The organism is Acetobacter garciniae, assembly GCF_017377735.1.
In the GTDB taxonomy this organism is placed as follows: domain Bacteria; phylum Pseudomonadota; class Alphaproteobacteria; order Acetobacterales; family Acetobacteraceae; genus Acetobacter; species Acetobacter garciniae.
Genome location: NZ_JAFVMH010000003.1, coordinates 282,395 through 309,167, shown reverse-complemented (window position 1 = coordinate 309,167; position 26,773 = coordinate 282,395). Strand labels below are relative to the sequence as shown.

40 protein-coding genes and 1 tRNA gene are annotated in these 26,773 nt (G+C 60.8%); 26 read left to right on the top strand and 15 right to left on the bottom strand.

The window, feature by feature from the left end; genetic code table 11:
• Positions 1-37 precede the first annotated feature (37 nt).
• The 6 genes from J2D77_RS09075 to J2D77_RS09050 all read right to left on the bottom strand — a co-directional run bounded on the left by J2D77_RS09075 (position 38) and on the right by J2D77_RS09050 (position 3,841).
• Positions 38-445: a hypothetical protein gene (locus tag J2D77_RS09075; protein WP_207845933.1), complete on the bottom strand. Its 408-nt coding sequence runs from the start codon at positions 443-445 to the stop codon at positions 38-40.
• A 144-nt stretch (positions 446-589) separates the two neighbouring features.
• Positions 590-1,114, bottom strand: coding sequence for a hypothetical protein (locus J2D77_RS09070; protein ID WP_230975672.1), 525 nt, complete (start codon positions 1,112-1,114; stop codon positions 590-592).
• A 218-nt stretch (positions 1,115-1,332) separates the two neighbouring features.
• Positions 1,333-1,890, bottom strand: a complete 558-nt coding sequence (locus J2D77_RS09065; protein ID WP_207845932.1) for a TRM11 family methyltransferase — start codon at positions 1,888-1,890, stop codon at positions 1,333-1,335.
• On the bottom strand, positions 1,887-3,119 hold the full coding sequence (locus J2D77_RS09060) for a hypothetical protein (protein WP_207845931.1): 1,233 nt from the start codon (positions 3,117-3,119) through the stop codon (positions 1,887-1,889). The genes J2D77_RS09065 and J2D77_RS09060 overlap by 4 nt, the downstream gene beginning before the upstream one ends.
• Positions 3,112-3,351, bottom strand: a complete 240-nt coding sequence (locus J2D77_RS09055) for a hypothetical protein (RefSeq protein WP_207845930.1) — start codon at positions 3,349-3,351, stop codon at positions 3,112-3,114. Before J2D77_RS09055 ends, J2D77_RS09060 begins: the two co-directional genes overlap by 8 nt.
• A complete protein-coding gene (locus tag J2D77_RS09050; protein ID WP_230975671.1) occupies positions 3,344-3,841 on the bottom strand; it encodes a phage regulatory CII family protein in 498 nt (165 codons plus the stop codon). Before J2D77_RS09050 ends, J2D77_RS09055 begins: the two co-directional genes overlap by 8 nt.
• Positions 3,842-3,945: 104 nt before the next feature.
• Between J2D77_RS09050 and J2D77_RS09045 the strand changes: the two genes are divergently transcribed.
• The 3 genes from J2D77_RS09045 (at position 3,946) to J2D77_RS09035 (ending at position 6,376) form a co-directional block, all read left to right on the top strand.
• The gene (locus tag J2D77_RS09045) at positions 3,946-4,773 is read left to right on the top strand and encodes a hypothetical protein (RefSeq protein WP_207845929.1); all 828 of its coding nucleotides are present in this window, start codon (positions 3,946-3,948) and stop codon (positions 4,771-4,773) included.
• Between the two features lie 173 nt (positions 4,774-4,946).
• Positions 4,947-5,165, top strand: a complete 219-nt coding sequence (locus J2D77_RS09040; RefSeq protein WP_207845999.1) for a hypothetical protein — start codon at positions 4,947-4,949, stop codon at positions 5,163-5,165.
• Between the two features lie 500 nt (positions 5,166-5,665).
• Complete coding sequence (locus J2D77_RS09035) at positions 5,666-6,376, top strand: LexA family transcriptional regulator (protein WP_207845928.1); 711 nt, start codon at positions 5,666-5,668, stop codon at positions 6,374-6,376.
• A gap of 8 nt (positions 6,377-6,384) precedes the next feature.
• On the opposite strand, the gene J2D77_RS09030 is transcribed toward J2D77_RS09035, so the two are convergent.
• Positions 6,385-6,765, bottom strand: a complete 381-nt coding sequence (locus J2D77_RS09030) for a hypothetical protein (RefSeq protein ID WP_207845927.1) — start codon at positions 6,763-6,765, stop codon at positions 6,385-6,387.
• Positions 6,766-6,953: 188 nt separating this feature from the next.
• On the opposite strand from J2D77_RS09030, the gene J2D77_RS09025 reads away from it, so the two are divergent.
• The 14 genes from J2D77_RS09025 (at position 6,954) to J2D77_RS08960 (ending at position 12,357) form a co-directional block, all read left to right on the top strand.
• Positions 6,954-7,352 carry a hypothetical protein gene (locus J2D77_RS09025; RefSeq protein WP_207845926.1) on the top strand — a complete coding sequence of 133 codons (399 nt, stop codon included), beginning with the start codon at positions 6,954-6,956 and terminating at the stop codon, positions 7,350-7,352.
• Positions 7,349-7,573, top strand: a complete 225-nt coding sequence (locus J2D77_RS09020; RefSeq protein ID WP_207845925.1) for a hypothetical protein — start codon at positions 7,349-7,351, stop codon at positions 7,571-7,573. The genes J2D77_RS09025 and J2D77_RS09020 overlap by 4 nt, the downstream gene beginning before the upstream one ends.
• Positions 7,561-7,923 carry a hypothetical protein gene (locus J2D77_RS09015; protein ID WP_207845924.1) on the top strand — a complete coding sequence of 121 codons (363 nt, stop codon included), beginning with the start codon at positions 7,561-7,563 and terminating at the stop codon, positions 7,921-7,923. Before J2D77_RS09020 ends, J2D77_RS09015 begins: the two co-directional genes overlap by 13 nt.
• Entirely contained in the window at positions 7,902-8,255 is a 354-nt protein-coding gene (locus J2D77_RS09010) for a helix-turn-helix domain-containing protein (protein ID WP_207845923.1), read from the top strand. The genes J2D77_RS09015 and J2D77_RS09010 overlap by 22 nt, the downstream gene beginning before the upstream one ends.
• The gene (locus J2D77_RS09005) at positions 8,252-8,530 is read left to right on the top strand and encodes a DUF2312 domain-containing protein (protein WP_207845922.1); all 279 of its coding nucleotides are present in this window, start codon (positions 8,252-8,254) and stop codon (positions 8,528-8,530) included. The genes J2D77_RS09010 and J2D77_RS09005 overlap by 4 nt, the downstream gene beginning before the upstream one ends.
• A 2-nt stretch (positions 8,531-8,532) precedes the next feature.
• The gene (locus tag J2D77_RS09000; protein ID WP_207845921.1) at positions 8,533-9,243 is read left to right on the top strand and encodes a DUF7168 domain-containing protein; all 711 of its coding nucleotides are present in this window, start codon (positions 8,533-8,535) and stop codon (positions 9,241-9,243) included.
• Entirely contained in the window at positions 9,240-9,431 is a 192-nt protein-coding gene (locus J2D77_RS08995; protein ID WP_207845920.1) for a helix-turn-helix transcriptional regulator, read from the top strand. Before J2D77_RS09000 ends, J2D77_RS08995 begins: the two co-directional genes overlap by 4 nt.
• On the top strand, positions 9,428-9,616 hold the full coding sequence (locus J2D77_RS08990; RefSeq protein WP_207845919.1) for a hypothetical protein: 189 nt from the start codon (positions 9,428-9,430) through the stop codon (positions 9,614-9,616). Before J2D77_RS08995 ends, J2D77_RS08990 begins: the two co-directional genes overlap by 4 nt.
• A complete protein-coding gene (locus J2D77_RS08985) occupies positions 9,613-10,059 on the top strand; it encodes a hypothetical protein (RefSeq protein ID WP_207845918.1) in 447 nt (148 codons plus the stop codon). The genes J2D77_RS08990 and J2D77_RS08985 overlap by 4 nt, the downstream gene beginning before the upstream one ends.
• Positions 10,056-10,220 (top strand): Lar family restriction alleviation protein, encoded by a 165-nt coding sequence (locus tag J2D77_RS08980; RefSeq protein WP_207845917.1) that lies wholly within the window; start codon positions 10,056-10,058, stop codon positions 10,218-10,220. Before J2D77_RS08985 ends, J2D77_RS08980 begins: the two co-directional genes overlap by 4 nt.
• Positions 10,221-10,542: 322 nt before the next feature.
• On the top strand, positions 10,543-10,938 hold the full coding sequence (locus J2D77_RS08975) for a hypothetical protein (protein WP_207845916.1): 396 nt from the start codon (positions 10,543-10,545) through the stop codon (positions 10,936-10,938).
• 289 nt (positions 10,939-11,227) lie between these two features.
• Positions 11,228-11,620: a hypothetical protein gene (locus J2D77_RS08970; RefSeq protein WP_207845915.1), complete on the top strand. Its 393-nt coding sequence runs from the start codon at positions 11,228-11,230 to the stop codon at positions 11,618-11,620.
• A complete protein-coding gene (locus J2D77_RS08965) occupies positions 11,607-12,110 on the top strand; it encodes a hypothetical protein (protein WP_207845914.1) in 504 nt (167 codons plus the stop codon). Before J2D77_RS08970 ends, J2D77_RS08965 begins: the two co-directional genes overlap by 14 nt.
• Positions 12,111-12,117: 7 nt before the next feature.
• A complete protein-coding gene (locus J2D77_RS08960; RefSeq protein ID WP_207845913.1) occupies positions 12,118-12,357 on the top strand; it encodes a hypothetical protein in 240 nt (79 codons plus the stop codon).
• Here the strand turns inward: J2D77_RS08960 and J2D77_RS08955 are convergent, their stop codons facing one another.
• The 5 genes from J2D77_RS08955 to J2D77_RS08935 all read right to left on the bottom strand — a co-directional run bounded on the left by J2D77_RS08955 (position 12,358) and on the right by J2D77_RS08935 (position 15,735).
• Positions 12,358-13,593 (bottom strand): tyrosine-type recombinase/integrase, encoded by a 1,236-nt coding sequence (locus J2D77_RS08955; protein ID WP_207845912.1) that lies wholly within the window; start codon positions 13,591-13,593, stop codon positions 12,358-12,360.
• A gap of 161 nt (positions 13,594-13,754) precedes the next feature.
• A tRNA-Ser gene (locus J2D77_RS08950) sits at positions 13,755-13,845 on the bottom strand.
• Between the two features lie 126 nt (positions 13,846-13,971).
• Positions 13,972-14,625 carry a phosphoribosylanthranilate isomerase gene (locus J2D77_RS08945; RefSeq protein ID WP_207845911.1) on the bottom strand — a complete coding sequence of 218 codons (654 nt, stop codon included), beginning with the start codon at positions 14,623-14,625 and terminating at the stop codon, positions 13,972-13,974.
• 2 nt (positions 14,626-14,627) lie between these two features.
• A complete protein-coding gene (gene pyrF / locus J2D77_RS08940) occupies positions 14,628-15,356 on the bottom strand; it encodes an orotidine-5'-phosphate decarboxylase (RefSeq protein WP_207845910.1) in 729 nt (242 codons plus the stop codon).
• The gene (locus J2D77_RS08935; RefSeq protein ID WP_207845909.1) at positions 15,349-15,735 is read right to left on the bottom strand and encodes a lipopolysaccharide assembly protein LapA domain-containing protein; all 387 of its coding nucleotides are present in this window, start codon (positions 15,733-15,735) and stop codon (positions 15,349-15,351) included. Before J2D77_RS08935 ends, pyrF begins: the two co-directional genes overlap by 8 nt.
• Before the next feature lie 329 nt (positions 15,736-16,064).
• Here J2D77_RS08935 and pdxA point away from each other — a divergent pair, with 329 nt between their 5' ends.
• From pdxA to J2D77_RS08900, 7 genes are all read left to right on the top strand, one after another.
• Complete coding sequence (gene pdxA / locus J2D77_RS08930; RefSeq protein ID WP_207845908.1) at positions 16,065-17,054, top strand: 4-hydroxythreonine-4-phosphate dehydrogenase PdxA; 990 nt, start codon at positions 16,065-16,067, stop codon at positions 17,052-17,054.
• An 86-nt stretch (positions 17,055-17,140) separates the two neighbouring features.
• Positions 17,141-17,860: a pyridoxine 5'-phosphate synthase gene (locus tag J2D77_RS08925; protein ID WP_207845907.1), complete on the top strand. Its 720-nt coding sequence runs from the start codon at positions 17,141-17,143 to the stop codon at positions 17,858-17,860.
• A gap of 1 nt (position 17,861) precedes the next feature.
• The gene (locus J2D77_RS08920; protein WP_207845906.1) at positions 17,862-18,230 is read left to right on the top strand and encodes a hypothetical protein; all 369 of its coding nucleotides are present in this window, start codon (positions 17,862-17,864) and stop codon (positions 18,228-18,230) included.
• Between the two features lie 8 nt (positions 18,231-18,238).
• Positions 18,239-19,492 (top strand): anhydro-N-acetylmuramic acid kinase, encoded by a 1,254-nt coding sequence (locus J2D77_RS08915; RefSeq protein WP_407927094.1) that lies wholly within the window; start codon positions 18,239-18,241, stop codon positions 19,490-19,492.
• A gap of 94 nt (positions 19,493-19,586) precedes the next feature.
• Positions 19,587-20,135, top strand: a complete 549-nt coding sequence (locus J2D77_RS08910; protein WP_207845905.1) for a hypothetical protein — start codon at positions 19,587-19,589, stop codon at positions 20,133-20,135.
• A gap of 478 nt (positions 20,136-20,613) precedes the next feature.
• The gene (locus J2D77_RS08905) at positions 20,614-20,793 is read left to right on the top strand and encodes a DUF3311 domain-containing protein (protein WP_207845904.1); all 180 of its coding nucleotides are present in this window, start codon (positions 20,614-20,616) and stop codon (positions 20,791-20,793) included.
• A complete protein-coding gene (locus J2D77_RS08900; RefSeq protein ID WP_207845903.1) occupies positions 20,790-22,268 on the top strand; it encodes a sodium:solute symporter family protein in 1,479 nt (492 codons plus the stop codon). The genes J2D77_RS08905 and J2D77_RS08900 overlap by 4 nt, the downstream gene beginning before the upstream one ends.
• A 95-nt stretch (positions 22,269-22,363) precedes the next feature.
• On the opposite strand, the gene J2D77_RS08895 is transcribed toward J2D77_RS08900, so the two are convergent.
• Complete coding sequence (locus J2D77_RS08895; RefSeq protein ID WP_207845902.1) at positions 22,364-22,774, bottom strand: toxin-antitoxin system protein HicB; 411 nt, start codon at positions 22,772-22,774, stop codon at positions 22,364-22,366.
• Positions 22,775-22,802: 28 nt separating this feature from the next.
• Positions 22,803-23,042: a hypothetical protein gene (locus J2D77_RS08890; RefSeq protein ID WP_207845901.1), complete on the bottom strand. Its 240-nt coding sequence runs from the start codon at positions 23,040-23,042 to the stop codon at positions 22,803-22,805.
• Between the two features lie 118 nt (positions 23,043-23,160).
• On the opposite strand from J2D77_RS08890, the gene alkB reads away from it, so the two are divergent.
• Positions 23,161-23,814 carry a DNA oxidative demethylase AlkB gene (alkB, locus tag J2D77_RS08885; RefSeq protein ID WP_207845993.1) on the top strand — a complete coding sequence of 218 codons (654 nt, stop codon included), beginning with the start codon at positions 23,161-23,163 and terminating at the stop codon, positions 23,812-23,814.
• 117 nt (positions 23,815-23,931) lie between these two features.
• Positions 23,932-25,227, top strand: coding sequence for a serine hydrolase domain-containing protein (locus J2D77_RS08880; RefSeq protein WP_230975670.1), 1,296 nt, complete (start codon positions 23,932-23,934; stop codon positions 25,225-25,227).
• Between the two features lie 48 nt (positions 25,228-25,275).
• Here J2D77_RS08880 and J2D77_RS08875 read toward each other — a convergent pair whose 3' ends face one another.
• Complete coding sequence (locus tag J2D77_RS08875) at positions 25,276-26,739, bottom strand: mannose-1-phosphate guanylyltransferase/mannose-6-phosphate isomerase (protein ID WP_207845900.1); 1,464 nt, start codon at positions 26,737-26,739, stop codon at positions 25,276-25,278.
• Positions 26,740-26,773: the final 34 nt, after the last annotated feature.

Genomic DNA, 26,773 nt, shown 5'->3' with positions numbered 1-26,773 from the left:
ACATGCCTGCGTGATAACTCCGGGTTATCGTCGCGGATTATTCGGACGGAACACCGCCGACTTTCCGCCCGTTGCTGCCCCATCTGGGGCCACGCCAGGTGGAGCGCACCACGCCCGCAGGCAACTGTTCCATCGCCTGGCTCTCTCCCTCGCGCCGGGCCGAGGCCTCGACACGTGCGACAGCATCCTCTGCAACACGAAACGCCCCGCCAGCCATGGGCCGCAGGGTGTCACGCGCCACGCGGGCACAATGTGCAGCCCGCGCAATGGTGTTGCGTAAAAGAGGAAGCTGTTCTTCCAGATCGACATCGGACCGATGCCGGGGAAAACGTGAGTGGATCAGCCGGACCACCAAACAGTCCGCCTGGCCTGCAACCAGAATAAGAACAGGTTTTTGCCCGTGAAGCGCGATGGACCCACGGCAGAACTCCTGCCCTTCGCCCATGCCGATTCCATTTGTGTGGATGGATACAAAAAAAGCCGTGGCCCGATTTGGGCACACGACTTCGAAGATTTTACCTTCTTAGGAGACTTTTCTGTAACAGGTCAAGCCAAATGGCAATTTGGCCCGCAGAGAATGAAGTTGTCCCTATGATCGCAAGCTCTTTGCTGCTGGAATAGAAGACCAGTCAGACAAAAGACCAGGCGGTAAATTCGTATAAATTTCTGAAAGCTGCTCTAACAACAGTTCGATTGAGCCAGTCAGACGAGCACGTGGTTTTCCTGAATCGTTCGACATGATGCTTATGCTCAAGCCGTCAATCATAAGGCAGATCAACAGCTTTTCGCCGGCAGAACCCACGCGATTTTTAACATACCGACAGCGGTCAGCCGCTCCTATCCGAGAAAGGAGAGCATATTCAGCATCGGCGCATCCACACTGGCGCGAAGCCTCGGGGTCTCTGCCGCCCAGAATGCCTGTTTCGTAATCCCGCGCCCAATGTTCGGCGGCGGTCACATGGGCATCGGTAAGGGTGCCTGCCCGCCGCAAGGCATAGAGTGCGCCGGATGAACGGGACCGCTTGACCGAGATCCTGCTGCACGGATCCTCAATCAGGGTTTCCGTTACGTCGCCTTTGGCCAGCCGTTCGGCTGTTGGCTGAATGTCTCGCATGTTGCTGCCCCGCGTGTTGTCGTGTACCGTCCCTGTGGGTCACGGGGTTTCTCAAGACGTGACAAACGGCGGCGCAGGGTGCTGGCTTCCAATTCCGCCTCTGCCCGCCGTTTTCTTTCCTTCATCAGCTCATGTTTCAGGGCCGCCATCGCGTCGATAGCGTTTGGTCTGCCCTGCGCCTTCAATCTCAGGTTTCTGAGCAGAAGCGCGAAGCCCATTTATGTGGTTTCCCCATCTGCCAAAAAGCCAACAACAGGCTGCCCGCGCCAGCCGTGCTCAAACACGAACCAAGCATAGGCTATTGCGCCACCAGAAGGTTTCACCTCTGTCCCGCCGGGCGGCATGGAAACACGGCGGCTGCAAACCCACACACGTGCCAACGGAACATTCTCAAACCAATCACGACGTTTCTGCCCTTCCAGAAAAGCCAAGCGTAACAGCACGCAAACTCTGTCCTGCGTGCATTCCAACGATCGGTCGATCATGTCTTGTGCCCGCCCGTACGGCGGGTTGCTCACCACACTGGCAGGCCTGAATAACGGCAATGCGTCATCAAACCCGATAACAGGAAAAGAACCCTCAGTCCGATCTCGCAGATCACTGCCGATCGCGGCAACTCCTGCGGCTTCCAACCTGCCGACGATATTGCCGCCGCCGCAACATGGGTCCAGTACCGACCCCACGAAGGGTCTTTCTGCTCGGACAAGTGCATCCACGCACCAAGCGGGCTCGACATACCAGTCGTCAGCCTGCCGGACGAAACCGCTGGCCTTCATGCAGCCTCTCCGGTTTCAGCGTGGGTTTGATAAAACTCCAGGTAAGCGTCCCGGCGGGGAGCGCATGGGGGTAACCCGTGCTCTACCGCCACGGCAGGCCATTCCCGTTGCACTGTGCTCAGGCAGCCCTTTTCGCCCATCATCCGCGCGAATATCGGCGCGGCGCGGGTCCAGGCATCATGAGCGAGTTTTTCGGTTTCCGTCATTGCCACGGCAACTGGCGGTGCCGATCCTGCGGACGCAACAGCCTGCGTAGCGCGGGCCGCTGCTATAGCGCGTGCAACCGGGGCCTTGAAAACACCAAAATGCCGGGGTTTCTGACCGTTGGCGGCCATTTTCTGCATGTGGCTGCCAATGGCCGAGACAATCAGCGCCTCGTCCGCTCCGGCACTCAGCCAATGCGGAACTGCCTGAAGCGCATGGATGGCCTGTTCCTGCCCCATACCGGCCGCATCCAGAACGGCACGGGCTACGCTGTTGACCAGCGCTTGGTCAGGTTCGGGTTTTCCACTTTCCGGGTTTCCGGTTTGGGCAGAAGAAGAGGAAGAACCAAGATAGGTATTTTGGTTTAGGTTAATATATTCTCTCTCTTCTTCTGCGGAACCGGAAAACCCGGAATTGACAGAAACCGAAACCGGATTGGTTTTCTCGTTTCGGTTTCGGTTTTCTGCGCGGCCACCCGCAATCGTGCCCAGCAAACGCATTTCCCGCTGGCTTTGCCCGGCTGCCTGTTCGCGCAGGCGGCGTTCATAGGCCTGCTCTGCCGTTTCGCCCTTGCGCGGTCGGCCGCCACGGCCGCCATTGGCCTGCGCGGTATGCTGCTTGCGCGTCATACCTGGGGGCAGCGCTGCACCGTCCTGAACGCTCTCCCAGTAGGCCTGGGCTGCGGCGGCGCGTTCCTGCCGCTCCTCACGCCGCAGTTGCGCGGCATAAAGCTGTGGGCTGAACAGTGCCCCCTCATCATCCCGCGCCATGAAGCCTGCCTGGATGATGGCGGGCAGCGTACTGGCCAGAATATCGGCCCGCAGCCACGCCTGCACGGCAACCTGTTCATCCGTCAGGACCATCTGCCCCGCACGAAAAACCGTACCCCGCAGTTCCTTCAGCGCATCGCGCAGGTTGACCACAACCCCCCGCATTTCCGCGGGCATGGAGCGCAGCATCTTAAACGGGGTCACCGCAGTGTGGTCGAATTCAGCAACACTCGGGCGCAGCACACCACTAGCCATTCCGGGCACCTCCTGTTGCGGTTGGCTGCTTACGGCGGAACATTTCAACCCGTTCCAGCCCTAGGGCATCCAGACAGGCGTCACTGACCTCCCTATTGCAGTTCGCCCAGTTCGATATGGTGGACTTGTTCCGACCGTGTCGGCGGGCAAAAGCATTGTTGCCGCCCGCCTTTGCAACCTGTGTATTCAGTTCTGAAAACACCTGTTCCAATGTCATAAGATCGTCAGCCATTGGCGGCGTCCCGGCCGGTAACAACGCGCGGCCTGTTCTGGACCTGCACGGAATGCACATGGGCCAACGCACGCTCAAGCAGCTGCTTGGCGCGTGTCAGCTTGGGGGCGATCTCGTTCGCCTCATCCAGGTCGACCACGCCGTCTTCCAGAATCCGCACGGCGGTAGCCAGGATATCGCCCGATGCCTGGGCATATTCGCTCATGTCCTGCCCGAAATCGCCCGGGCCGACATGCAGAGGCAGCATCAGAAAACCCAGCGCATGCGCCATGGCGTGCAGAATGAACGGGTGTTCCGCGCAATGGTCCAGATCCAGCGCCACGTCCAGCGGAATCACCGCATCACGCTGGCGGTTGGAATAGTCGGAAAACTGCGTGCGCCCGACCCGGCTGACAACGGCCGCAGCATCTATACCGCCCACATGGGCCACAGCCCGCTTGGTCGCAGTTTTAAGGGCAGGCACAAAGGCCGCCGAAAAGGGGGATATCATGGGCGTGCTCCCTGCATGGATGCAACACGGGCCGGAGTGTTGCCAGACCGGCCCGTGGCCCTCACGATGGGGTTGCTAGACCTAACCATCGTGAGAATTTGAGAATGCTTTATACGATCGTCGTCGCCATTATCGTCCTGATCGGCGTGGCGGCCATTTCGTGGGTAGGGATGATCCTCTACGCCGTATTTTCCGCCCTTTTTGAGAAAGACCACGACGTCAAAGTCACCGTGGCGGGCAGCAGAAAACAGGCTGTTGCCCCGCGGCCCCAGCGGATTGACTACGGCAATGGCATGCGGCTGGGCCGCTACACCGCCGGCGCATACGGCGATGCGCTGACATTGGCAGCCGGCGGCAGGTCCGAGATGTTCTGCCGCCTGGTCATAGCTTATGCGGATGCCAAAGAAGACGTGACTTCCCGCATTATCGACGTAATGGCTTTTTCCACGGCGGCAACGCCAGACGGGGAAGTCGTGCCTTATAACCTGGAGGCATTTTGCGAGTTGCGGAAGGCAAAGCGTAACTTCCGCGCCGACCGAATACTGGAATGCGCCATAGCCAATACGGGAGAAGGCGTGTCCGACCTCATGTCCGTCCTGCTCTCCGCCCCGCAGACAGTCGCGTTCGAGCGAAAGACAGCGATCCTGCACACTGTTGATCTGCCGCCCGTCATACTCGAGTACCAGTTCCGTGCCCCCACCTTCAAACGGGTCACCGTCAAGCCGGAGGTCATAGGATATTCTGAAGAAAGCAATGGTGACCACCGCAACTGGACGCTGCTGTTTGTCGACGGGATGATGGAAGGAAAGACCGAACGCCAGCGCTTCAAGGCCGAGCGAATCCAACAGGTATGGATTGCCGACCACGAAGCCGGCATCGACGACATGTCCCGGTTTTTCCTTGCAGACGTAATTCCCCGTGAGAATGCCTGAGAACACCCGAACCACATCCGGCTGACATGCCGTCGGCCCGGCGACATGGTAGGGGCGATGAGAGACCGTCATAGGCTGCCCCCCTGCATGGTGTCCGTGCAGGCGGCAGCGTTGCCACTGCCGCCTGCTTCATCCATTGTTGATCTGTCACGACTCACAAAGGATGAACCTGTATGTCTCTTCAAAAACTTGAAGATCAGATCACGCGCGAAGGATTGATTGCGCGGCTCTACAACGCGTTCTGCGCCGGTGCCGACACCAAGGAGCAGGCGCTTGATCTTATCTCCGAGATTGCCCAGGCCGTGGATGGCGCACGCGTGCCGACAAAGAAAAAAATCCCCAAGGCATCGCCTGAAGTAATCAGAAAACGTTCTGCGAAAATAGCAGGCTGAAAGCCACAGCCTGCGTCGCGGATTTTGGCGCAGGCTACGGCCCACTATCTTTGTCAGGGTGCGAAGATTCTCAAAATTTTCGCCACTATCTTCCCGATTATCCTTCTCAACACACTCATTGATAGCGACTGCGTAAGACAAGGCAATCCGCGAAACTTCTAACTCGTACTCCCGTTCGCGCATCCACAGATTGGCCAGCCCGATCGTCAACGCCGTAGCGCATCCAACCATCACCGCCCGAACCACATCCGGCTGACACGCCGCAGGACCGGCGGCATGGTGGGGGTCATGAGAGATTGTCATGATACCAACGGGTCCATGCTTTTAGGCGCAGATGCAGCACTGACAAGGCGGCTATATATACCGATTCGAGGCTCCGTTTTCTGTTGCCTCCAGCGCGTAAATGTCGAGAAAGCTATGCCAGCTGTCTGACACACCTGTTGCATCGACAGGCCGTTCCGCCTTGCCATCTCTTCAATCTGCCTTGGGGTCATCAGGTCATGCATGGACAGACCATAATTGCATTTACGCAAACAGATCAAGTGCGCAATCGCAAACGGACATATTTTCCGTTGCGTGCAAAAATGCAATCTATGGATGATACTCAGAAGAAGACGGTAGAATTTATCAAAACTGCGATGGAAAAGACTGGCTTGGACGCGACCAACTTGGCGCGACAATCTAAAGTCGCACCGTCAACGCTTACGCGTCTTCTCAATGGCACGGCCACCACCACTTTAAGTGCCAGGACCATCCTCAAAATATCAGATTTTGCCGGAATCCCGAACCCGCTTGCAGAAAACGGGAAAATACCATCAAAATTCGTCCCGGTATTTGGTTATGTCGGAGCAGGTGAAAGAGTGATACCGCCTGATGATGGATGTGTCATCGACAGCGCAGATGCGCCAATTTGGGCTGAAGACGGGACAACAGCTCTCATTGTGAAGGGCGACAGCATGTTTCCTGCCTATTGGGACGGCGATATCGTTTTTTTTGATTCTGAAAAACGCATGAGACCCGAAGATTGCCTATTTATGGAATGCGTTGCTTACCTTCGAACCGGCGAAGCATATGTAAAGCAAATTCAACAGGGAAGAAACTCAGGGGAATTTATACTATCAAGCTATAATGCTGCTCCTATTTTCAGTAGAGAAATAGAATGGGTTTCTCCCATTACTTTCGTAGACAGAAGAAACCGAAAACGCATTTAGAAGGATATTTATTTTTCTTGGTCTGGCAATAAACCAGATGCCATGACAAGCCCTGCTGCGCCGTCGCACATCTTCAATATTCTATCTGTTTTTAATGTGCTACTTGCTTGGCAGGCACTCACATAAGAATGCCTTTGCTCGGCACAAAGTTTATTCAACGTTCCGGCAGCAGTAATATCGCCGACAACGTTCAAACGTTGGGCATTTACTCTTGTGCATGCGAACAAGTTTGCCATTTCATCAATATGTTTTTCCTGCATATAAGAATATGTATGCTCTATATCAGACAATAAAGCCTGAGCATTTTCCTTTTCTTTGTCGCTATATGATTGAGCCGAAGCTGTAGTTGAAATAAAAAATGCGCAACAAATCACAATTTTTTTTAGCATTATAGTCTCCATATTTTAAAATCTTATTCGATTATTTTATCATAGGAAATTTTGTTACATCTAAACAAATTAATCAGAGCTAATATCTTTTTTTTGCGTGATATTTGCGTTTTTGCAAATTTCTCCTTGCGTGCACGTTTGCATTTATGCACATATACATCCATCACAACCCGTGATGGAGAAACCCCATGGCCTGCGCACCCGCGCCACCCCGGCCCAATCCGCCACCAATGCCGGAGATATCCGCTGTCAGAGGACGCCCCAGAAAGGGCGAAACCAGCGAGCAAGCTTCCGCAAGGCGTGAAGCTGCCCGAGTCTCGAAATCATTTGCGCCGCTGACCCTGTGCCCCGCCCATCTGGCAGGCCGCCAGCATAATGCTGCAAACCGCCGCAAGATCGACCTGTTCCGGGCCATGGCGGACACCCTGTTCGCCAATGCTGACCAAATGGAACAGTGGCGCAAGGCATGCGCTGCCAGCAACAACCCCGATGGCGCGGCCACATGGCAGCGCCTGGCCAACCACACCCGGAACGAGGCGCACGAATATGTGCGGCGGGCGGACCGGCTGCAGGAACACGCCCGATGAACCAGCAGTTTGAAACCAGCCGCGCCGTGCTGGAACAGATGATCCATGCCCACGCGCCAAGTGACCGTGTGGCCATAGCCATGCTGCACCACGTGCGCCAGATGGGCGACGCCATGGCGCAGGAACAGGCCATTACCAACAACCGCCTGTGCGCCCAGCATGCAGCACGCCGCAGCACCCTGCGCCGGTTCATTCTGGGGGAAGCGACATGCACGTCATGACCGGTAAAAGCGATGCCCTGACGGCGCTGGACGAACAGTACCGGCAGGTGCAGGCCGAAATCATGGCAGCGGATGACGATGCCGCGTTTTCGGTCGTGTCGGGGGTGGGCATACTGCCGCCCGGCGGGTGGCAGATGGACACGTTCGGGCTGGTGCATGGCCAGTTGGAACACAACCTGACCGCTGGCGCCTGCATAGCAATGACAGCCCTCAAGGAAGCACCGCCGCATACGGTAACGCAGTATGTCGGTGCGTTTGCGCAGGCCCTGCTTTTGGGTGCCGGGCTGGAAACGCCGTCCTCCCCACAAGGTTCGGCTGGGGGCGTGCCATGCGCACAGACGCGGCACTGACCATGGCCAGCCCGGCAACCCAGATCGACATCGAGCAGCTGCTGGGCACTTTGGGTCAACAGCCCACGGCACCAACCAGCGGCCGCCAGAACGTGGATCAGGCAATCGGTCAGCGCATCCGCAGGCGACGCCGCGAGCTGGGGTGGAGCATGGGGAAACTGGGGGAAGCCCTGGGGGTCACCTATCAGCAGATTCAGAAATACGAAAGTGGGCGGAACGCCGTAAAGGCCTCTGTCCTGCCCAAGCTCGCCAGCGCTTTGGATGTGCCCCTGACATGGTTTTTCGAAGCGTCAGAGCATTCGCAAAAGAGCCGTAAGGAACGTGAACCATGACCGAGGATGAATTCGACGGCCAGAACGATCCTGATCGCTCTGTTGCCGGAATATCCGCAGACCGCCTGCGCAGCATTGTCGAGCGTGTGGAGCGGCTGGAAGAAGAACGCAAAAACCTGTCCAGCGACATCAAGGACATTTTCTCGGAAGCGAAGTCAGCCGGGTTCGATGTGAAAATCATCCGCCAGCTTATCCGTATCCGCAAACAGGATCCATCAGAGGTAGAGGAGCAGGAAACCCTGCTCGATGTCTACCGACGTGCTTTGGGTATGTAAAAATGACCGAAGATCAAAAGAAAAAAATGATGGAGCGGCTGAAAAGGCTACTCGCACTCAGCCGTAGCGCAAACGAGCACGAGGCCGCGGCCGCCCTGGCAAAAGCCCAGGAAATGATGCGTGAACTCGCCATCACGGAAGATGACCTCGACCTGGCAGACTACACCACGGTCGAAAGCTTGATCATTCTCATAAAGCCTGGGCACAAGCTGCCAATTTACGGCGGAATGCTTGCCAATGTCGTTGAAAAGGCTTTCGGATGCAAAGCCATTTTCTCCGATGCAACAGTGCTGTGGCTGGGGCCAAACTCCAAGGCGCAGATTTCCGCGTACAGTTGGAGCGTTCTGGCCCGTCTGCTCAAGACCAGGCGTGCCGAATACATCTTTACCGCCATATTGCAGGAACGAAACCCTGGGCGGCGTGCGGCCAAGGCGGACACCTACTGCGAAGGCTGGGTGCATGGCGTCAGCAAAAACATTGTTGAGGAAAAGCTTTCTGAAAAGGAAAAGCGCCTGACGACGCTTTTCACGAGCCAGAAATTCCCCCGCCTAGGCACCATGGAGCAACGCGGATCCGGCCTGAGTGCCAGCGATTCCAGTGACGCCTGGCGGGACGGCATCAGAGACGGCCAAAAGACCCGCCTGCATGCTGGCGTCCAGGCCGATAAAAAAAGCCAGATCCGTGAAACCCGATACCTGGGAGCAGGGTCATGACAAACACTGATCGGATGATGACCCGCAAAGAGGTCGAGCAGATGGTCAACATCAAATGCACGACCATCTACCGCTGGATGCAGGAAGGCACATTCCCCTCCCCCATCCGCTTCACCACGCGCTGCGTGCGGTGGCGCGAAAGCGACGTCCGCAACTGGGTGGATAAGCACGCAGAGGCCGCAGCATGAGCAGCGAATTAAAAAACTGCCCGACCTGCGCAAGCCAAACCATTGGCACCAGGCCAAGCGAGTTCTTCGGGTACCACGGTTTCGAATGCTTCTGCCAGGTCTGCGGCGAAGAAGGCCCGTTGGAAGATACCGAGGCATTAGCACATGAAGGCTGGAACGAACTCGCGGAGAACGCAGCACAATGACCGACCAGAAACCCACAGGCGTGTTCGTGCGGTTGCCGTTGAGTAATGAGCAGATCGGGAAGCTACTCGCCCCCATAGGAACCCTTAATGAGCGCCTGAGCCCCATCGGCACCCCTGTCACGGGCGGGAAGTTGGAGGTGTTTGGATATGCAGACGCAGTAGGCTTGCCGCTAGAGGACGGGGGCCCGACAAACTGGACTGCGGATATTAACGCAAAGCCAGACGAGACAAGCACAGTCCCCCTCGTCCGCCATTCCGACGCCCAAGCCGCGATTGCCGCTTTGCAGGCTGAGAATGCACGCTTACGAGAGGCTCTTTCGCATGCGCGGGAAGCCATAACTTCAGACGAAAACAAGAGCAGCATCGTTTGCACCGTCTGGGCTGGCCCAGGTGAAACACTGGTGGATTACATCAGCTCGGCCCTGGAAGGCAGTGCAGCATGAGCGAGGAACTGAAGAGCTACCCGTTTTGTGGGAGCAATGACGTCGTGCTCCACGAGCATGCAGATTGGGTAACCTGCCGGCAATGTTGGGGCGAAGGGCCTTATGCGGAAACCAAAGAACAGGGCATCACCGCATGGAACACCCGCGCAGGAGAGAAGTGATGTCGCTGCGACTTAAATCTGTCGGCGAGTCAGTCGCTGAGGAAATTCTGGAAGAACGTAAGCGACAAACCACCAGAGAAAGATTCAGCGTCGCGGAGGACGACGAGTATGTGAAAGGCGAACTAGCCCGTGCTGCCGGTTACTACGCGCTAGCGTCTGCTCCGGGTGCGTATGGCCGGATGGTGACGTCTGGTAATCTGTCTCCTTCTGGCTGGCCATGGGGTAAGGTGTGGTGGAAACCCACTACGCCACGTAGAAACCTCATTAAAGCTGCCGCACTTATAATCGCTGAAATCGAGCGCCTAGACAGGGAATCTTCGATATGACAACCCCCACAAACTGGCCCAACCCCGAGCGGCCCGGTGTGCCGATGTTCCCTGAGCGGGATGGCGGCCATGTTCTCTGCACTGATCCTGAAGGCGATGGAAATCTTGTCTATTACTGGAAATCAGAACATCAAGTCTGGGTCGAATACGATCATGAAGGCCCTGAAGATGCGCTTGAAGGATATGATCTTATCGGGTGGGTGTATGTTGGCCCCATCCTCACCCCCACGCAAATAACCGAGATGCTGGCGGGGGAAAGGGGGCGGTGCGCGAAGGCAATCTCCGGTCTCATTGAGGAAGAAAATCAAGTCTACGGAGAAGAGGCGCATGACGTTCTTTGGGCGTATCGCAAGGCTGCCCGAGAAATCCGGAACCTAGGAGACGCACCTTGACCGGCAGCGTCATAGCAAGGAAGAATGGAACCGATACGCCTCTCACCTTCAAACAGGGAGACGCACTTGCAGGGTTTCGTCTGGACCGGCGTAAGGCATGGGCTTTTATCGAAACAGAACGGGACGGAATCGACCTGTGCGAGATGATATCGTGGTCCCAACACTGCACTGGATGCAATGAATACCCAGAAATGACCACGGTGCCAGAGCGCGGAAGTGGATGCCGCGAGTGCGGGTATACCGGCCGAGTTCGGCGGAGACAGTTTGTTCCGGCAGAAAGGAAAGTGGCATGAGGACGAGAGAGGAGCAGATTTCTCATTTATCGGTCGCACTGTTTAACCAGTACGCCGATATTGATGAATGTATTAAACTTGCCCGGAAATACATCCTCGAAGCCGAGCGTCGGGCAGAGCAGCGCGTGCGGGCGGAGATCGCCAAGCGGCATACATGGTTTTACATGGTTGATGACCCTGAAAGCGGTCATGCCGATATGGCTGACATGCTTTGCGAGACAAAGCCTTTTGAAATCATAGAAACTGCTGAGGCTGCTGATATTCGTATCTTCTTTGCGTTCCAAGATAAGGATGGAGAAATTCACGAATATTCTACGCGCGCAGAAGCAGAGCAGGCAGCGACAAAAGCCATCGACGCGGCGCGGGAGTTCGACAATGACAGAGGATGAAGCCAACTCGGATGACCTGAAAGAAATGCCTCATAACGTCGTCAACATTGGCGACTACCGCATAGAGCGCACGAAATCGGGGTATGATGGCATTGCGATCGGCAAAGATTGTCCGCACCGAAGCCTTGTCATGGATGACAACGGACACACCTGCACATGCGACGATTGTAAAAAGCAGGTATCCGCATATTGGGCTCTTGGAATGCTCATAACCCAATATCGACGCGAATATGAAAAGCTGCGCAGGATGCAGGCCTTACAAAGGAAACGCGAAACAAAGACCCTGCGGCTCAAAGCCGCCCAAACTATCGAGACGGCATGGCGCAGGCGGGGAACCGTACCAACCTGCCCGCACTGCGATAGAGGAATTTTCCCCTCTGACACTTTTGGCGCCGTTGGGAAGGCCCTGGAATTGGCAGAGCGGGAAAAATCGCCACCCAAGAAGTGGACCGGCGCAGCAACGGCTGAAGTGGTGAAGATAACGGAGTAGGCAATCCATGACTGACCCACGCATTGAGGCAGCTCTCAAAGCCGCGTGGCAACACACAACCCAGCATGAAAACGGGCAGACCTTTGAGCAATGGAAGGATGTTTCTTCCTATGCCGCAGAGGAATTCAGACGGGCCATTGTCGCAGCCGTCGCAGCCGCAGACGCCGTGGACCCGTTGCGGCAGGGCGTGAGCATTCCGGAACTGCCCACAAACGTGCCGATCCAGGCACGGCAAGAGAACGATTAATCAGCCAGCCATAGGTTTGCGCCTTCCGCTGACCAAGGTTTTTGTATCGACTTGGCCCTCTAAAATCAGTTCCATCCAGATTCGGGATAACTCTCTCCTGCGAGAGAGATGCAGCGCCCGGTTGTAGGCCCCAGCCACCTTGTCTCTCGAAACATGAGCGAGCATCAGCTCAATCACCGCATGGTCCTGCGGGTGCCGCTCATTCATCACGCTGGAGAACGTAGACCGAAAGCCATGCGGCACATGCCGTCCATGATAGCCAGCCCGGTTCAATAGGTAGCCGAGAGCATTCTCGCACATTGGAACCCTCGGGCGCCTGGCATTTGGGAATAGATGCGCCCAGCGTTCTGAAAACGGGCGCACGGCCTGCACAACCTCGACTGCCTGGGGGCTCAACGGCACAATGTGGTCACGGCCCATCTTCATGCGTTCGGCCGGAATGATCCATAGTGGTTCGGGGCCGTCCAGGTCATGGAACTCCTCCCACAATGCCCCCCTAATTTCCCCCGGCCTGACGGCCGTCAGATACAACAGACGCAGCGCCAGCAACGTCACCGGGTGGGCTGGGCTGCCTTCGACCTTCGCTATCATCTCCCGGGCCTGCGCCAAATCCGTAATCGCGGGCTGGCGGCCGTGCTGGACAGGCCGAAGAGCGGCCTTCACAACGGTTGCAGGGTCGTTATCCGCGCGTCCAGTCGCAATGGCGTGGACAAAGACGTCACTCATCCGCTGCCGGACCCGGTGCGCTGTTTCGATAGCCCCGCGTTCCTCGATCTGGTTGAGCACATGAAGTACCACCCGTGCATTGATCTGGGCAGGCGGCAACTTGCCGATCAACGGGAACACATCGCGCTCAAGACTATGGATCACGTCATGAGCATGCCGCGGGCGCCACAGATCGCGTCGCAGGGCGTACCATTCCCGGGCCACGGTCTCGAAACTGTCTTCCTCCCTGGACGCAGCCAGAACTGGTGAAAGCTTACCCGCCTGACTTGGATCGATCCCGTGCCGCATCATGTCCTTGGCACTGTCACGCATGGCACGCGCATCACGTAGGGACACAGCCGGATACGGCCCAAACGTCAGGGTCTGCTCTTTCCCGCTGGACGCCCGGTAGCGCATGCGCCAGAACTTCTTGCCAGTCGGCATCACATGAATGAACAGGCCTTCGCTATCTGCGAGCCTGTAGGCCTTTTCCTGCGCCTTGGCAGTCTTGATCTTGGTATCTGTCAGCATGTGCTTCGTTACCCACATGCCCGGAAATTTTACCCACGCGTTACCCACAAACTGCCGGGCTTATACGGAATAAAACGGGAACACGTGGGAATACAGAAAGCGCAAAAACCTTAGGAAATCAAGGCCTGCGGGAAGTTCTGGATATTCATGGGAATGATATCTGGCGGAGAGAGAGGGATTCGAACCCTCGGTACGCTATTAACGTACACACGCTTTCCAAGCGTGCGCCTTAAGCCGCTCGGCCATCTCTCCAGCGCGAGAGAGGTAATAGCAAGATTATCGGATCAGGCAAGAGGGAAAGCGTATGCGCGTGTGCTTTTTTGCCTGTCGGCACCCTTCATGCACCATTGCGTTTTGGTGCAGGTCGCACGGGGGTTTTCAGCCGCGCAACGCGGCCCGGGCATTGCGGATGAATGCTGCGATGGCAGAGCCGTCCTTGATGCCGGGCGCACTTTCCACCCCGGATGACGTATCGACCGCGGGGGCTCCTGTCTGGCCTATGGCCGTGGCCACGTTTTGCGGGGTCAGCCCACCTGCCAGCATCCAGCGGAAATCCGGCTGCCAGCCTGCCAGCAACGCCCAGTCGAGCTGCTGCGCATTACCCCCCGGCCGCGTGGCGGAAGCGGGGGGACGGGGTTCGACCAGCACGCGTTGCGCCAGGGTGGTGACGGGCAGATCGGCGCGCGTGGCAACCGGGCGGGACAGCCATACCGGCAGGCCAAAGCGCTGGGCAATGGCGTGGGCCTGCTGGTCGTCCACGCCATAGACCTGAAGGACATCGAGTGCGACATGGCGCAATGTGTCGGCTATGGCCTGCTCATCAGGCTGGACAAACAGCCCCACGCGGCCCGGCCCCCCTTTTGTGCGGGCAGAAAGCAGCCCCGCCTGTGCTGGCGTGACGAAACGGGGAGAGCGCTGGAAAAACACGAAGCCAACCCAATCCGCCCCGTGCTCCACACAGGCGTCGAACCCCGCGGGTTCCGTCAAGCCGCAGATTTTAACGCCCGATACCGGGTCAGCCGCGGCGGTCATGCTCAGCCAGCCAGTTCAGCCGCAATGGCAGCAGCAGCAGCGCCCGGATCGGCCGCCTGGGTAATGGGCCGGCCCACCACGATCCAGTCCGCCCCGGCGGCACGCGCCTGTGCCGGGGTCATGACCCGTTTCTGATCGCCCTTGCTGGCCCCGGCGGGGCGAATACCGGGGGTGACGAGAACCGGCGTCTCCCCCAACGCATCACGCAGCAGGGTCAGTTCCTGTGCGGAACAGACCAGCCCATCCATGCCCGAACGCACAGCGATCCTGCCCAGCCGCCCGACCTGAGCCGCCGTGCCGTCAGCGACACCTATCGCCGCCAGGCCCTGGTCATCCATGCTGGTCAGCACCGTCACCGCCAACAGCACGGGTCGCGCGCCTTGGGGAAATGCCTCGTCACAGGCCTTGCGGGCAGCCTCCATCATCGCCTGGCCGCCGCTGGCATGCAGGGTGAGCATGCGCGGCCGCAGATAGGACAGCGCCTTGATGGCAGAGGCCACTGTGTTGGGAATATCGTGCAGCTTGAGGTCAAGAAAGATCGGGCGCGCCGCCGCCACCTCGGCCACGGCACCAAAGCCCGCGGCATAGGCGAATTCCATACCCAGCTTGAGCATTCCTGCGGCCGCGCCAACCTGCGTCGCCCATTGCCGGGCCTGCGCGGGGCTTTGCGTATCGAGTGCGACAATCAGCCCCGTGCGGCGTGCGCCATCAGTCTGAACGCCGTCAGTCATGGGTCACGCTTCCACCTGGCGTGATCACGGGTGCCGAAGACAAAGGCTGCCCGTCGGCCCCTTGGGGGCCCGGTGGTGCGAAGGTCTGCATCTGCGCTTGCAGTTGTGCCTGCAACTGGGCCTGGACCTGGGCAAGCTGGGCCTGCAATTCCCGGACCTGCTGTTCCGCCTTGCGCGCGCGGCGGCGCTGGCGCAGTTCCACCACCCACAGGCAGAACGCCCCAAGCAGGAAGGCCAGGGCCGCCACCAGCAGCGCCAGAACCCCGGCCGAGCTTTTCCAGCTATAGGTCAGCAGCCACATATCCAGCGGGTCCTGATTACTGGCGCTGAAAACAACAAGCGCCAGCAGGAACGGAACAACAATAACAAGCCTGATCATGCCACACTCGTAGCCTTATCGGTCTTAAAGAACAAGGCGGATCGCCGCCGCTGCATCATACCGACCCTGCGCCCCGAACGCATGAAAAAACAGGCCTGTAGAGAATTTACCCGCAGCCCGCTGCATGATCCCGCACGCGATGGGCCGCCGCCATGCCTGCTTCATAGCCGCAAACCGGTCAGGCCCTGCGCTCCGGGCGGTGCAGATGGTCCGGCCCGGCGTGGCCCAATCTGGCGCACCCGTTCCCGGGCACCTTTACGCCAGCCTTTTTCTGAGGTTTTCTTGCCCGTCCTACCCCGAAGATGGGGCACCTGATGTGGAGATGCGGCATGCTGGTCCTGACCCAGGGCGATCCTTCGGGCATCGGCCCCGAAATTACGGGCAAGAGCTGGCATGCCCTGCATAAGGGGGGCCCGGCCTTTGCCTGGATCGGAGACCCCGGCCTGCTGGCTGCCCACGCCCCCGTGCAGCCCATACACGACCTGGCGCAGGCCGGTGCGGTGTTCGGCCATGCGGTGCCCGTCCTGCCGTTGCCACTGGTTGCCCCCGCCATTCCCGGCAAGCCGGACCGGCGGAACGGGCCGGCCATTCTGGACAGTATCCGCATGGGGGTGGACCTGGCATTGCGCGGGCAGGCCAGTGCCGTCGTCACCAACCCCATCAGCAAGGATGTGGTGCAAAGTGCGGATTTCACCCATCCTGGCCATACCAGTTTCCTGGCGGAACTGTGCGGCGTGCCGGGCCAGGATGTGATGATGCTGGCGGGCCCGTCCCTGCGGGTGGTGCCGGTGACGGTACACGTGGCCCTGCGCAAGGCGCTGGACCAGCTTAATACCGAGCTGATCGTACGCACCGCGCGCACCGTGGCCCGTGGGCTTGCGCGCGATTTCGGGCTGCTGGCCCCGCCCCGCCTGACGGTGGCGGGTTTGAACCCCCATGCGGGGGAAGGCGGGCTGATGGGGCGGGAGGAGCTGGATATCATTATCCCCGCCATCGAGATCCTGCGCGCCGAAGGGCTGGACGTAACAGGCCCCCTGCCCGCCGATACCCTGTTCACGCCCCAGGCCCGCAGCCGGTACGACGCCGCCTTGTGCATGTACCATGACCAGGCGCTGATCCCGATCAAGACGCTGGAAATGGATGAGGGGGTGAATGTCACGCTGGGGCTGCCCATTATCCGCACGTCGCCCGATCATGGCACGGCCTTCGATATCGCGGGGCAGGGCAAGGCCGACCCGTCCAGCCTGTGCGCGGCCTTGCATCTGGCCGCCAGACTGGCCGACAACAGGCGGGCGGCCAGTACGGCCCACCCGGTATAGAAAGCTGCGTAAGGTGCTGCCCGCACCCTGCGCCGCACCCCGCGAAACCGTCCCTTTGATAAGACCGCCAGCATAAGGACCCCTGCATGAGACCGCCTATCAGGCTTGGCGTGAATATCGACCACGTCGCAACCCTGCGCAACGCGCGGGGCGGCCAGCACCCCGACCCCGTGGCCGCCGCGCTGCTGGCCATACAGGCCGGGGCGGATGGCATTACCGCGCATCTGCGCGAAGACCGCCGCCATATCCGCGATGCGGACCTGCACCGCCTGAAGGCCGAAATCGCCGCCCCCCTGAACATGGAAATGGCCGCAACGGACGAAATGGTGGGCATTGCCCTGGGCCTGGCCCCCCATGCCTGCTGCATCGTGCCCGAACGCCGGGCGGAACTGACGACCGAAGGCGGGCTGGACGCGGCGGGGCAGATGCTCTCCCTGACCCCCAGGGTGAAAGCGCTGGCGGGGGCGGGTATTCGCGTCTCACTGTTTATCGATGCCGATCCCACGCAGATTACCGCCGCCGCGCAAACGGGCGCGCAGGTGGTGGAACTGCACACCGGTGCTTATGCCGAAGGGCGCTTGAACGAACTGGCAAGGCTGCGTGCAGGTGCCACCCAGGCCGCTGCACTGGGGCTGGAGGTGCATGCCGGACACGGGCTGACTTTCGAAAACGTGGGCCCCATTGCCGCCGTGCCGGAAGTCCGGGAACTCAATATCGGGCATTTCCTGATCGGGCAGGCCATTTTTGACGGGCTGCCCGCCGTTATCGCGGAAATGCAACGCCGCATCGCCCACGGTGCGGCCTGACATGGAACAGCAGGAATATAAAACCCCCAAGGCGCTGATGGCGGCCGTCATTGGCATGGGCGTGCTGATCGTGCTGGGCACGGCCGGGCTGGTCGGCGTGATCCTTCACCGCATGAACGCCCCGCACGCCCCCACGACTGCCACCGTGCCGCTGGTGGATACCCCCCGCATGGAGCCATCCAGGGCTGAGGTTCCCCCGGCTGCCGCTCATCTGTCCCTTGGCACGGGGGAGCGCGTGCTCAGCACCACCCGCGTGCGTGACAATGTGCTGGCCCTGCATATCGGCGGCCCGCGTGGCGACAGGCTGGTCCTGTGGGATGCAACAAGCGGGCAGGTCTGGACCGGGCTGGACGCCCCGGCCGCACCCTGAGGCCCGCGTTGGACATTCAACCCCACGCCCGGATGAACGCCATAGGGCTGATGAGCGGCACATCGCTTGACGGTGTGGATGCGGCCCTGGTGCGAACGGATGGGGCTTGCGTGTTCGCGCACGGCCCGTCGCTGACCGTGCCCTACCCGCCCGGCTTGCGCACCCGCCTGCGCGCCCTGCTGGACGAGGCCCCGCACCTGACCGCGCAATCGGCGCAGGTTCTGGAGATCGAGCGGGAGGTAACCGATATCCACGCCCAGGCGGTCAGGCTGATCCGCGCGGCAGCACCCGACATGGTGGCGGATGTCGTAGGTTTTCATGGCCAGACCATCCTGCACGCCCCCGGCCCAGCGGCCCGGCCCGAAGGGGGGCGTGATGGGGCCCATGCATGCGAGTCTGCGCGGGAGCAGTCGCCTGCTACGCCCTGCGCCGCCCGGCAGGACGAACCGCCCATGGGGCAGCATGGCCGCACGTGGCAGATTGGCGATGCCGCCCGGCTGTCCGCCTCCACGGGCCTGCCTGTGGTGCATGACTTCCGCAGTGCGGATGTGCAGGCCGGGGGGCAAGGCGCGCCGCTGGCCCCGCTATATCACGCGGCGTTGCTGCAAGGCCGGCCGGGGCCGGTCGCGGTTCTCAATATCGGCGGGGTGGCCAATCTGACACTGCTGGGGGCGACGGGGCATGTCTGGGCCTGCGATACCGGGCCGGGCAACGCCCTGCTCGATGACTGGACACAGCGCCATACCGGCCAGCCCTACGACAGGGACGGCGCGCTGGCCGCCCGCGGCACGGTGCACGGCCCCAGCCTGGCAGCCCTGATGGCGCACCCGTTCTTTGCCGCACCACCCCCCAAATCGCTCGACCGGCTCAGCTTTCATGCAGGGTTGGAACAGATTGCCCGGCTGGATGCCGCTGACGGGGCAGCCACCCTTGCCGCCTTCACGGCCGAAGCCGTGGCCCGAACACCCCTGCCCGAACAGCCCGGGGCCTGGTATGTCTGCGGGGGCGGGCGGCATAATCCGGCCATTATGGCAGCCCTTGCCCAGCGCCTGGCGGGGCCTGTGCGGCCGGTGGAAGACCTGGGCTGGAAGGGTGACGCGCTGGAGGCCGAATGTTTTGGCTTTCTGGCGGTTCGCAGCCTGCGCGGCCTGCCTTTGTCCCTGCCCGCCACCACCGGCGTGCCCACCCCGTTGCGGGGCGGACAGCTGACCTGTGCGGGCATTACCCCGTGGGGCATGCGCGAAGGCGGGCGCATTCTCTAGGCCGCCCCCTGCAAAACTCCCTTTTCGGGACCATTTACGACGCTGCCAGCACGCGCTAGCAAGACTGTGAACGAAGACAGGAAAGAACTGCCTCATGAAACGCTTTTTGGCTCTTTGTTTCATCCTGCCTGGACTCGGGGCCCCGCTGGGCTACGGGCATGCGGCCTCTGCCGCCGGGCCGCATGGCGGCCGGGCAAGCCAGGGTGCCACCCAGAACGGGCCAGGGCAGACCGTGGTGGATGGCAGTGGCCAGGCCGCGGCGTCCCCCTTTGGTCGGGCCACGCTGAAATCCCTGGTGGCGCATTTTGGCGGTACGGCCACGTTCCGCCAGTTGAGCACCCATACCAATGCCGACAAGAAGCAGGTTCTGTGCGGCCAGATCAGCCTGGACCCCACCGCAAGGCCTGCCGATGACAGCTTCATGCCCTTCGGCGCGCAGGAAGACGGGGATGAGCCCGTCGTTTTCCAGGCCCATGCCCTGCCCGCGAGCATCGATCCGGGGCAGGCGAACCAGTGGATCAACCACGGTGCGGATCTGGAGGCGCTGGAAGAACTGGGCTGCGTTCCCGAAGGCAGCTACCGCCAGTACAGCGATAAATTGAACGACCTGCTGCAACACCACCGCCGCAGCATAGCCCGCTAGCGGCAGGGCCTGCCCTACCGCCTATCGGGCCGGCCGGTCAGGCACGCTTGGCCCTACGCCCCTGCAACCGCCCACCGTGCCAGGCGGCGGCGTATGGCATAGCCGTGCTCCGGTAGCCCCGGCGGCCCCGGCAGCGTTGCAGGACTGCTGCCAATCCCGCCCCGAAACCTGCACCCAGCCTGTTCCCTGGCCTCGGCCTTGGTCCTGGCCCGCCAACCGCACCGCGAACATGCAGGGTTGGCCGAAAGGGGCGGGAGGCCCGTGGTCCCCGAATGCGGGCGGTCAACCGCGGACTACCTGCCCGTTACATGGTTATTGTTGTAACAACATCGTTATAACAGAAAATACTACCCCGTCCCAAGCAACTCCCACCTTTTCATTTGCGTAAATTTCGCATTGTGTAATTGACATGCGGCGGATTCCATCGTCATCTCTGTCCGTCAAGCATAAAAAGAACAAAAAGAGGCGGTTTTCCGCAATGAAATATCTCAATCTCCTGCTGCTGCTGCCCTTTTTGGGCTTGTTATGGATGCCCCTGTACGACCGGCACGATCCTGTCCTGCTCGGCTTCCCTTTTTTCTACTGGTATCAGTTCGCCTGGGTTCCGGTGACCTCGGCGTTGATCTGGATTGTCTGGAAAAAGGGACGTGACGCATGAAGACCATCGATCCGTGGGCGCTTGGCGTCTTCATCTTCTTTTTCGCAACCACCATTGTCATCGGCTCATCCATCCAGTGGATTCGCCGGCTGACACGCGGTCACGGCAAAAACGCCAACGCGCAGGAAGAATGGGGACTGGGCGGGCGTGAATTCGGCCCCTGGGTCACGTGGTTCCTGGTGGGTGGCGATTTTTACACTGCCTACACGGTCATTGCCGTGCCGGCGCTGGTCTATGCCGTGGGGGCTTACGGCTTCTTTGCCCTACCCTACACCATCATCGTCTACCCGTTCATTTTCGTCGTCATGCCCAAGCTGTGGAAAATAGCGCATGCCAACGGCTATTCCACCTCGGCCGATATCATTCGCGGGCGCTTCAACAGCCGCACGCTTGAGATCGTGGTGGCGCTGACCGGGCTTGTCGCGGTCATGCCGTATATCGCGCTCCAGCTTATCGGCATCCGCACGGTGGTGCAGGCGCTGGGCCTGCCGGGCGACCTGCCGCTGATCATCGCCTTCATCTCGCTGGCCGCCTATACGTGGATGGGCGGGCTGCACGCCCCCGCACTGACGGCGTTCATCAAGGATATCATGATCTATATCGCCGTGCTGGTGGCGATTACGGTCATTCCCATGCATACCGGCGGCTACGCGGCGCTGTTCGCATCGGTCACGGCCGATCACCCGCAGGCCGTGCTGCAACCCGGCCAGGGCATGCCCTATGCGACACTCGCGCTGTCCTCCGCCCTGGCGGCGTTCCTTTACCCCCATACGCTGACCGGTATCCTGGCGTCACGTTCGGCCGATACCATCCGCCAGAACGCGGTGTACCTGCCGGTCTACACGATCGTGCTGGGGCTGATCGCCATGCTGGGCTTCATGGCGCATGCGGCGGGGATTACCACCACCAACAACACGCTTGTCGTGCCCTTGCTGTTCCAGGCGGTGTTTCCGTCATGGTTCGCCGGGTTCTGCCTGGCATCCATTGCCGTGGGGGCACTGGTGCCTGCCGCCGTCATGGCCATTGGTGCGGCCAACCTGGTGACCAGCAACCTGCTGCCGCCCCAGAAAAACCCGGTGCGGGCCAGCCGTATCACGGCTTTCGTGGTCAAGGTCGGCGCACTGCTTTGCGTGCTGTTCCTGAACGCCAAGTTCGCGATCGACCTGCAACTTCTGGGCGGTGTCATCATCCTGCAGACCTTCCCCGCCCTGATCCTTGGCCTGACCCCCCTGCGCCTGTCATCCCCCGGCATGCTGGCGGGCTGGCTTGTCGGTTCCGTCTTCGGGCTGGGGCTGTGCTGGATGGACGGGCTCAAGCCCATTCACCCGGTCCATTTCGGCCTGATCTCGGGCAATGTGTCCACCGGTCTGCTGTCTCTGGTGGTCAATATCGTGGTGGTTCTGGTGGTCTCCCTGCTGTGGCCCGCCCGCAGCACCAGCACCGCCAAGCCGGAACTGTTCAAGGAAGCGGCGTAACACCTGCCCTTCCCCGGCCAAGCAAAAAAAAGGGGCAGCCGCAAGGCCGCCCCTTTTTTCATGCGCGATTGTCATACGCTGTGTGTCGGGGGGCCCTACAGGCTGATCAGGATGGGGGCGGCATCCACCGGCTTCACCCAGTCGCGGCTGCCCGGCGTGGGCTCATGGTCCAGTGCACGGGCCTGCTCCGTGACAACACGGTACAGGTCTATACCACGCCTGCGGGCGGGTTCTTCCAGCGCCTTGTACAGATCTTCCACCACATAGCCGGGCTGGCCATTCCCACGGGGCTTGAGGGGCGAGCGGTTCGTGCGGCGGCAGACGGCAAAAAAATCGACCAGCGCCGTGGTGCCCTGGCTTGCCAGTTCGCTTTGAGTAGGGGCGTAGAAATCCACATCGGCATTCAGCCCCATGAACACGCCGCGCATCAGGCGGCCCGACGCGTTTACGGTGACAGCAGCAGGCACGCCGCCGATAAGCATGATGTCCTGAACGGGCAAAAGCATGGAAATGAGAGAGATCCTTGCGGGCTGGCTACGAAAACAGCACCGATGCTACACTGTACGGGCCATACCGCGCCAGTGGAACGTAGCGGAGAATAACACGCAGCAGGATAACGGGCCCGAGGCCAAACCGGCGGGCCGAACCACGCAGGGCCCCGGCACCTTCCCGCGCCGGGCGTTGCCGGCCGGGGATAAGGCTGGCGCATAACATGACCGGCCGGACGCTGGCCTGTTGCACCGCCTGCTTGCACACACGCTGGCCGGCTACCATTCCCCTAACACCCGAAAGCAAGGGAGGCCATTGTACCATGAAACCGCCATCGCGCCGCCCGCCATCCGCCCGGCGATCCAGCCCGCCTTCCCCCCTAATATCCCCGTCGCAAGGGCAGATGGTTCTTGGCCTGCCCGATACGCGACCGCCCAGCATGGCGCTGGACGAAGGGGCAGTTCTGCTGCCCGGCTTTGTCAGCAAGGAGGGGGCACATCTGTTGCGGCTGATCGAACAGGTGGCAACCATTGCGCCGTTCCGACAGATGGAAACACCGGGCGGTGGCCTTATGTCCGCCGCCATGACCGGCTGCGGTGCGGCGGTGTGGGTAACGGATCGTTCGGGCTATCGCTACACCACCCACGACCCGCGCAGCGGCCAGCCATGGCCCGCCTTGCCGCCCCTGCTGCGGAGCCTGGGCGAACAGGCGGCACGCCAGGCCGGTTTTGCGGATTTTACCCCCAACACGGCCCTGCTGAACCGGTATGGCCCCGGCAGCCGGATGGGCCTGCACCAGGACCGCGACGAAGGCGAGACCAGCCAGCCGGTTGTCTCCTTCTCGCTGGGCCGGTCGGCCGTTTTCCAGTGGGGCGGGGCCAGGCGGACGGATGCCGTGCGCAGCATTGTGCTCCACCACGGCGATGCCGTGGTCTGGGGTGGGCCCGCACGGCTTTTTTTTCACGGCATCAAACCCCTTGGCCATGAAACCCACCCCCTGACGGGCGAACTGCGCTACAATATCACGCTCAGATACGTTGCGCGCGCCGCAGGGTAAGGCCCATGCCCCCCCCGGGCTTGGTGAATTGTTCTGCGGTCCATGGGCTGTGCTGTCCCTTTGTGCGCGCAAAACCGTCTGGCAGGTCAACGCAAACCGAAAGGCTCGATCCCGGCTATGTCTCCCCCGTTCCTGTGGACCCGGCGCGGCCTTGTGCGATCCGGCCTTGTGCAGTCCCTGCTGGTTTCTGGCGTTCTGGCCACCCGGCCCCGCGCGGCCATGGCAGGGCCGACATCGGGCCCACCTGTCACGTCAGCCGGGGCTGACGTGGGGCCCGGCGTGGGGGCCGACCCGTTAGCCACAGCGCAGCACACCGTGCCGGCCCCGCCGGTGGGCGATGAACGCTTCACGCAGGTGGAAGAGATTTTTCATAACGCCATTGCCACGGGCAAGACACCCGGCGCGGTCGCCGCCATTGGCCATGAAGGGCGCGTGTTGTGGAAAGGCGTGTTCGGCCAGCGTGCCCTGACCCCCACGCCCGAGCCCATGACATGGGACACGCTGTTCGACATGGCGTCCCTGACCAAGGTTCTGATAACCGCGCCCGCCATCATGCAGCTTTTCGAACGCGGGCTGGTCGGGCTGGATACGCCCGCAGCCCGTTACCTGCCGTGGTTCGCAGCAAACGGCAAGCAGGACATTACCATCCGCCTGCTGTTGACCCATTATTCCGGCCTGGCCCCCGACCTCCCGCTCGACACGCGATGGCAGGGGCGCGCGCGGGCTATTCAGCTTGTCACGGAAACCCGCCCGGTCAACCTGCCAGGGGAACGCTTCGTGTATAGCGATATCAATTTCATAACCCTTGGGCTGATTGTCGAAAAACTGACTGGCCAGCCCCTGGCGCAGTATGCCAGCCGCCATATTCTTGCACCGCTGGGCCTGAAGCAGTCCGTCTTCAACCCGCAGGCGGGCCTGATCGCCCGCATTGCCCCCACGCAATATGACGAAAATGGCCACCTTCTGCGCGGTGTCGTGCATGATCCCACCGCGCGGCGCATGGGCGGGGTGGCGGGCCATGCCGGGCTGTTTTCCTGCGCCGATGACATGATCCGCTATGCCCAGGCCCTGCTGGACAAACGTGTAGGCCTGCCTAGCCCTTTTCCCTTACGAACCGATACGGTCGTGCTGATGTCCACCCCCCAGCAACCGGCAGGCAAACCCGACCTGCGCGGGCTGGGCTGGGATATCGCCACCCATTATTCCACACCGCGCGGGGCGTATTTTCCGCCTACCTCGTTCGGGCATACGGGCTTTACGGGCACGTCGCTGTGGCTGGTGCCCGAAACCCGCGGCTTTGTCCTGATCCTGACCAACCGTGTCCACCCCGACGGCAAGGCATCGGTGGTGAAGCTGCGCCAGGATGTAGCCACCGCCGCGGCCCTTGCCCTGGCCGCCCCCACGCCGGGCTGAAGGGCGGGGGAGCGACAGGCAGGGGCTACAGGACCGCAGACGGCAGGATCAGGGGCGGCTGTAGATATCTTCCACCCGGACGATATCGTCTTCGCCCAGATACGCGCCGGACTGCACCTCGATCAGGGTCAGGGGAATGCGGCCGGGGTTTTCCAGCCGGTGCATGATGCCCAGCGGCAGGTAGACGCTTTCGTTCTCATGCAGGAGAATTTCCTCCTCCCCACGGGTCACGATCGCCGTGCCACCGACCACGACCCAGTGTTCCGACCGGTGAAAGTGCTTTTGCAGGGACAGTTTCTGCCCCGGATTGACCACGATCCGCTTGACCTGGAAACGCCGCCCTTCGATCAGCCCTTCGTAAAAACCCCAGGGCCGGTAGATCAGGCGATGGTTCTCCGCTTCGGGCCGGCCCGTATCCTTCAGGCGCTGCACAACGGTCTTCACATCCTGCGCATGGGCCTTGTCGGCAACCAGCACGGCATCCTGCGTTACGACCACGATCAGGTTTTCCACCCCCAGGGCCACGGTCAGCACCCCGTTCGTGCGGACATAGGAATTGCGCACATCCTGCAAAAGCACATCGCCCACCGCGACATTGCCGCTTGCATCCTTGTCGCCCAGTTCCCACAGGGCGTCCCAACTGCCGATATCGGACCAGCCAAAGCCGGCCGGGACGACTGCTGCGCGCGTCGTGCGTTCCGCCACCGCGTAGTCCACCGAAATATCAGGCGCTTTCTTGAAGCTTTCCGGATCCAGGCGTTCGAAATCCATGTCGGTCTTGCGTTGTGCCACGGCCTGCTGCACGCAGGCGTACAAGGCGGGCTCGAACTTTTCGATCTCGCTCAGGAACGTGGCGGCGCTGGCAACGAACATGCCCGAATTCCACAGGTAATTGCCCTGCCCCGCCAGATGTTCCGCCGTGGCGGCATCGGGTTTTTCCACAAAGCGGGCCACGGCATAGACGCCGTCCACGCCGTCGAGCGCGGTGCCCTGTTCGATATAGCCGTACCCGGTCTCGGGCCGGGTGGGCTTTATGCCGAAGGTGACGATATACCCCTTGCGGGCCGCCGCCACCGCCGCATCGAGGCCGGATTTAAGGCTCCCATGATCGGAAATGGCCGCATCCGCCGCCATGACCCACAGCACGGCATCGGGGTCCTGTTCGGCAATGGTGAAGGCCGCCGCCGCAATGGCCGGGGCGGAATTGCGACCGACCGGTTCAAGCAGGATTCGCGCGTCATGCACCCCGGCTTCACGCAGTTGCTCGGCAATAACGAAGCGATGTTCGGCATTGCTGACAATGACGGGTGCGCCCAGCCCGGCCTTTTGTCCGCGCAGGGCGGTTTCCTGCAAAAGGGTTTTCTCGCCCAGCAGGGGCCAGAACTGCTTGGGGTAGCTCTTGCGCGATACCGGCCACAACCTGCTGCCCGACCCGCCGGAAAGAATAACAGGCACCACCGTGCCGGAATAGGAAACACCGCCTTGACTGGCGGGAACACTCTTGTCTGTCATGTCAAATCATATCCACCAGAATAAAAACGGCACA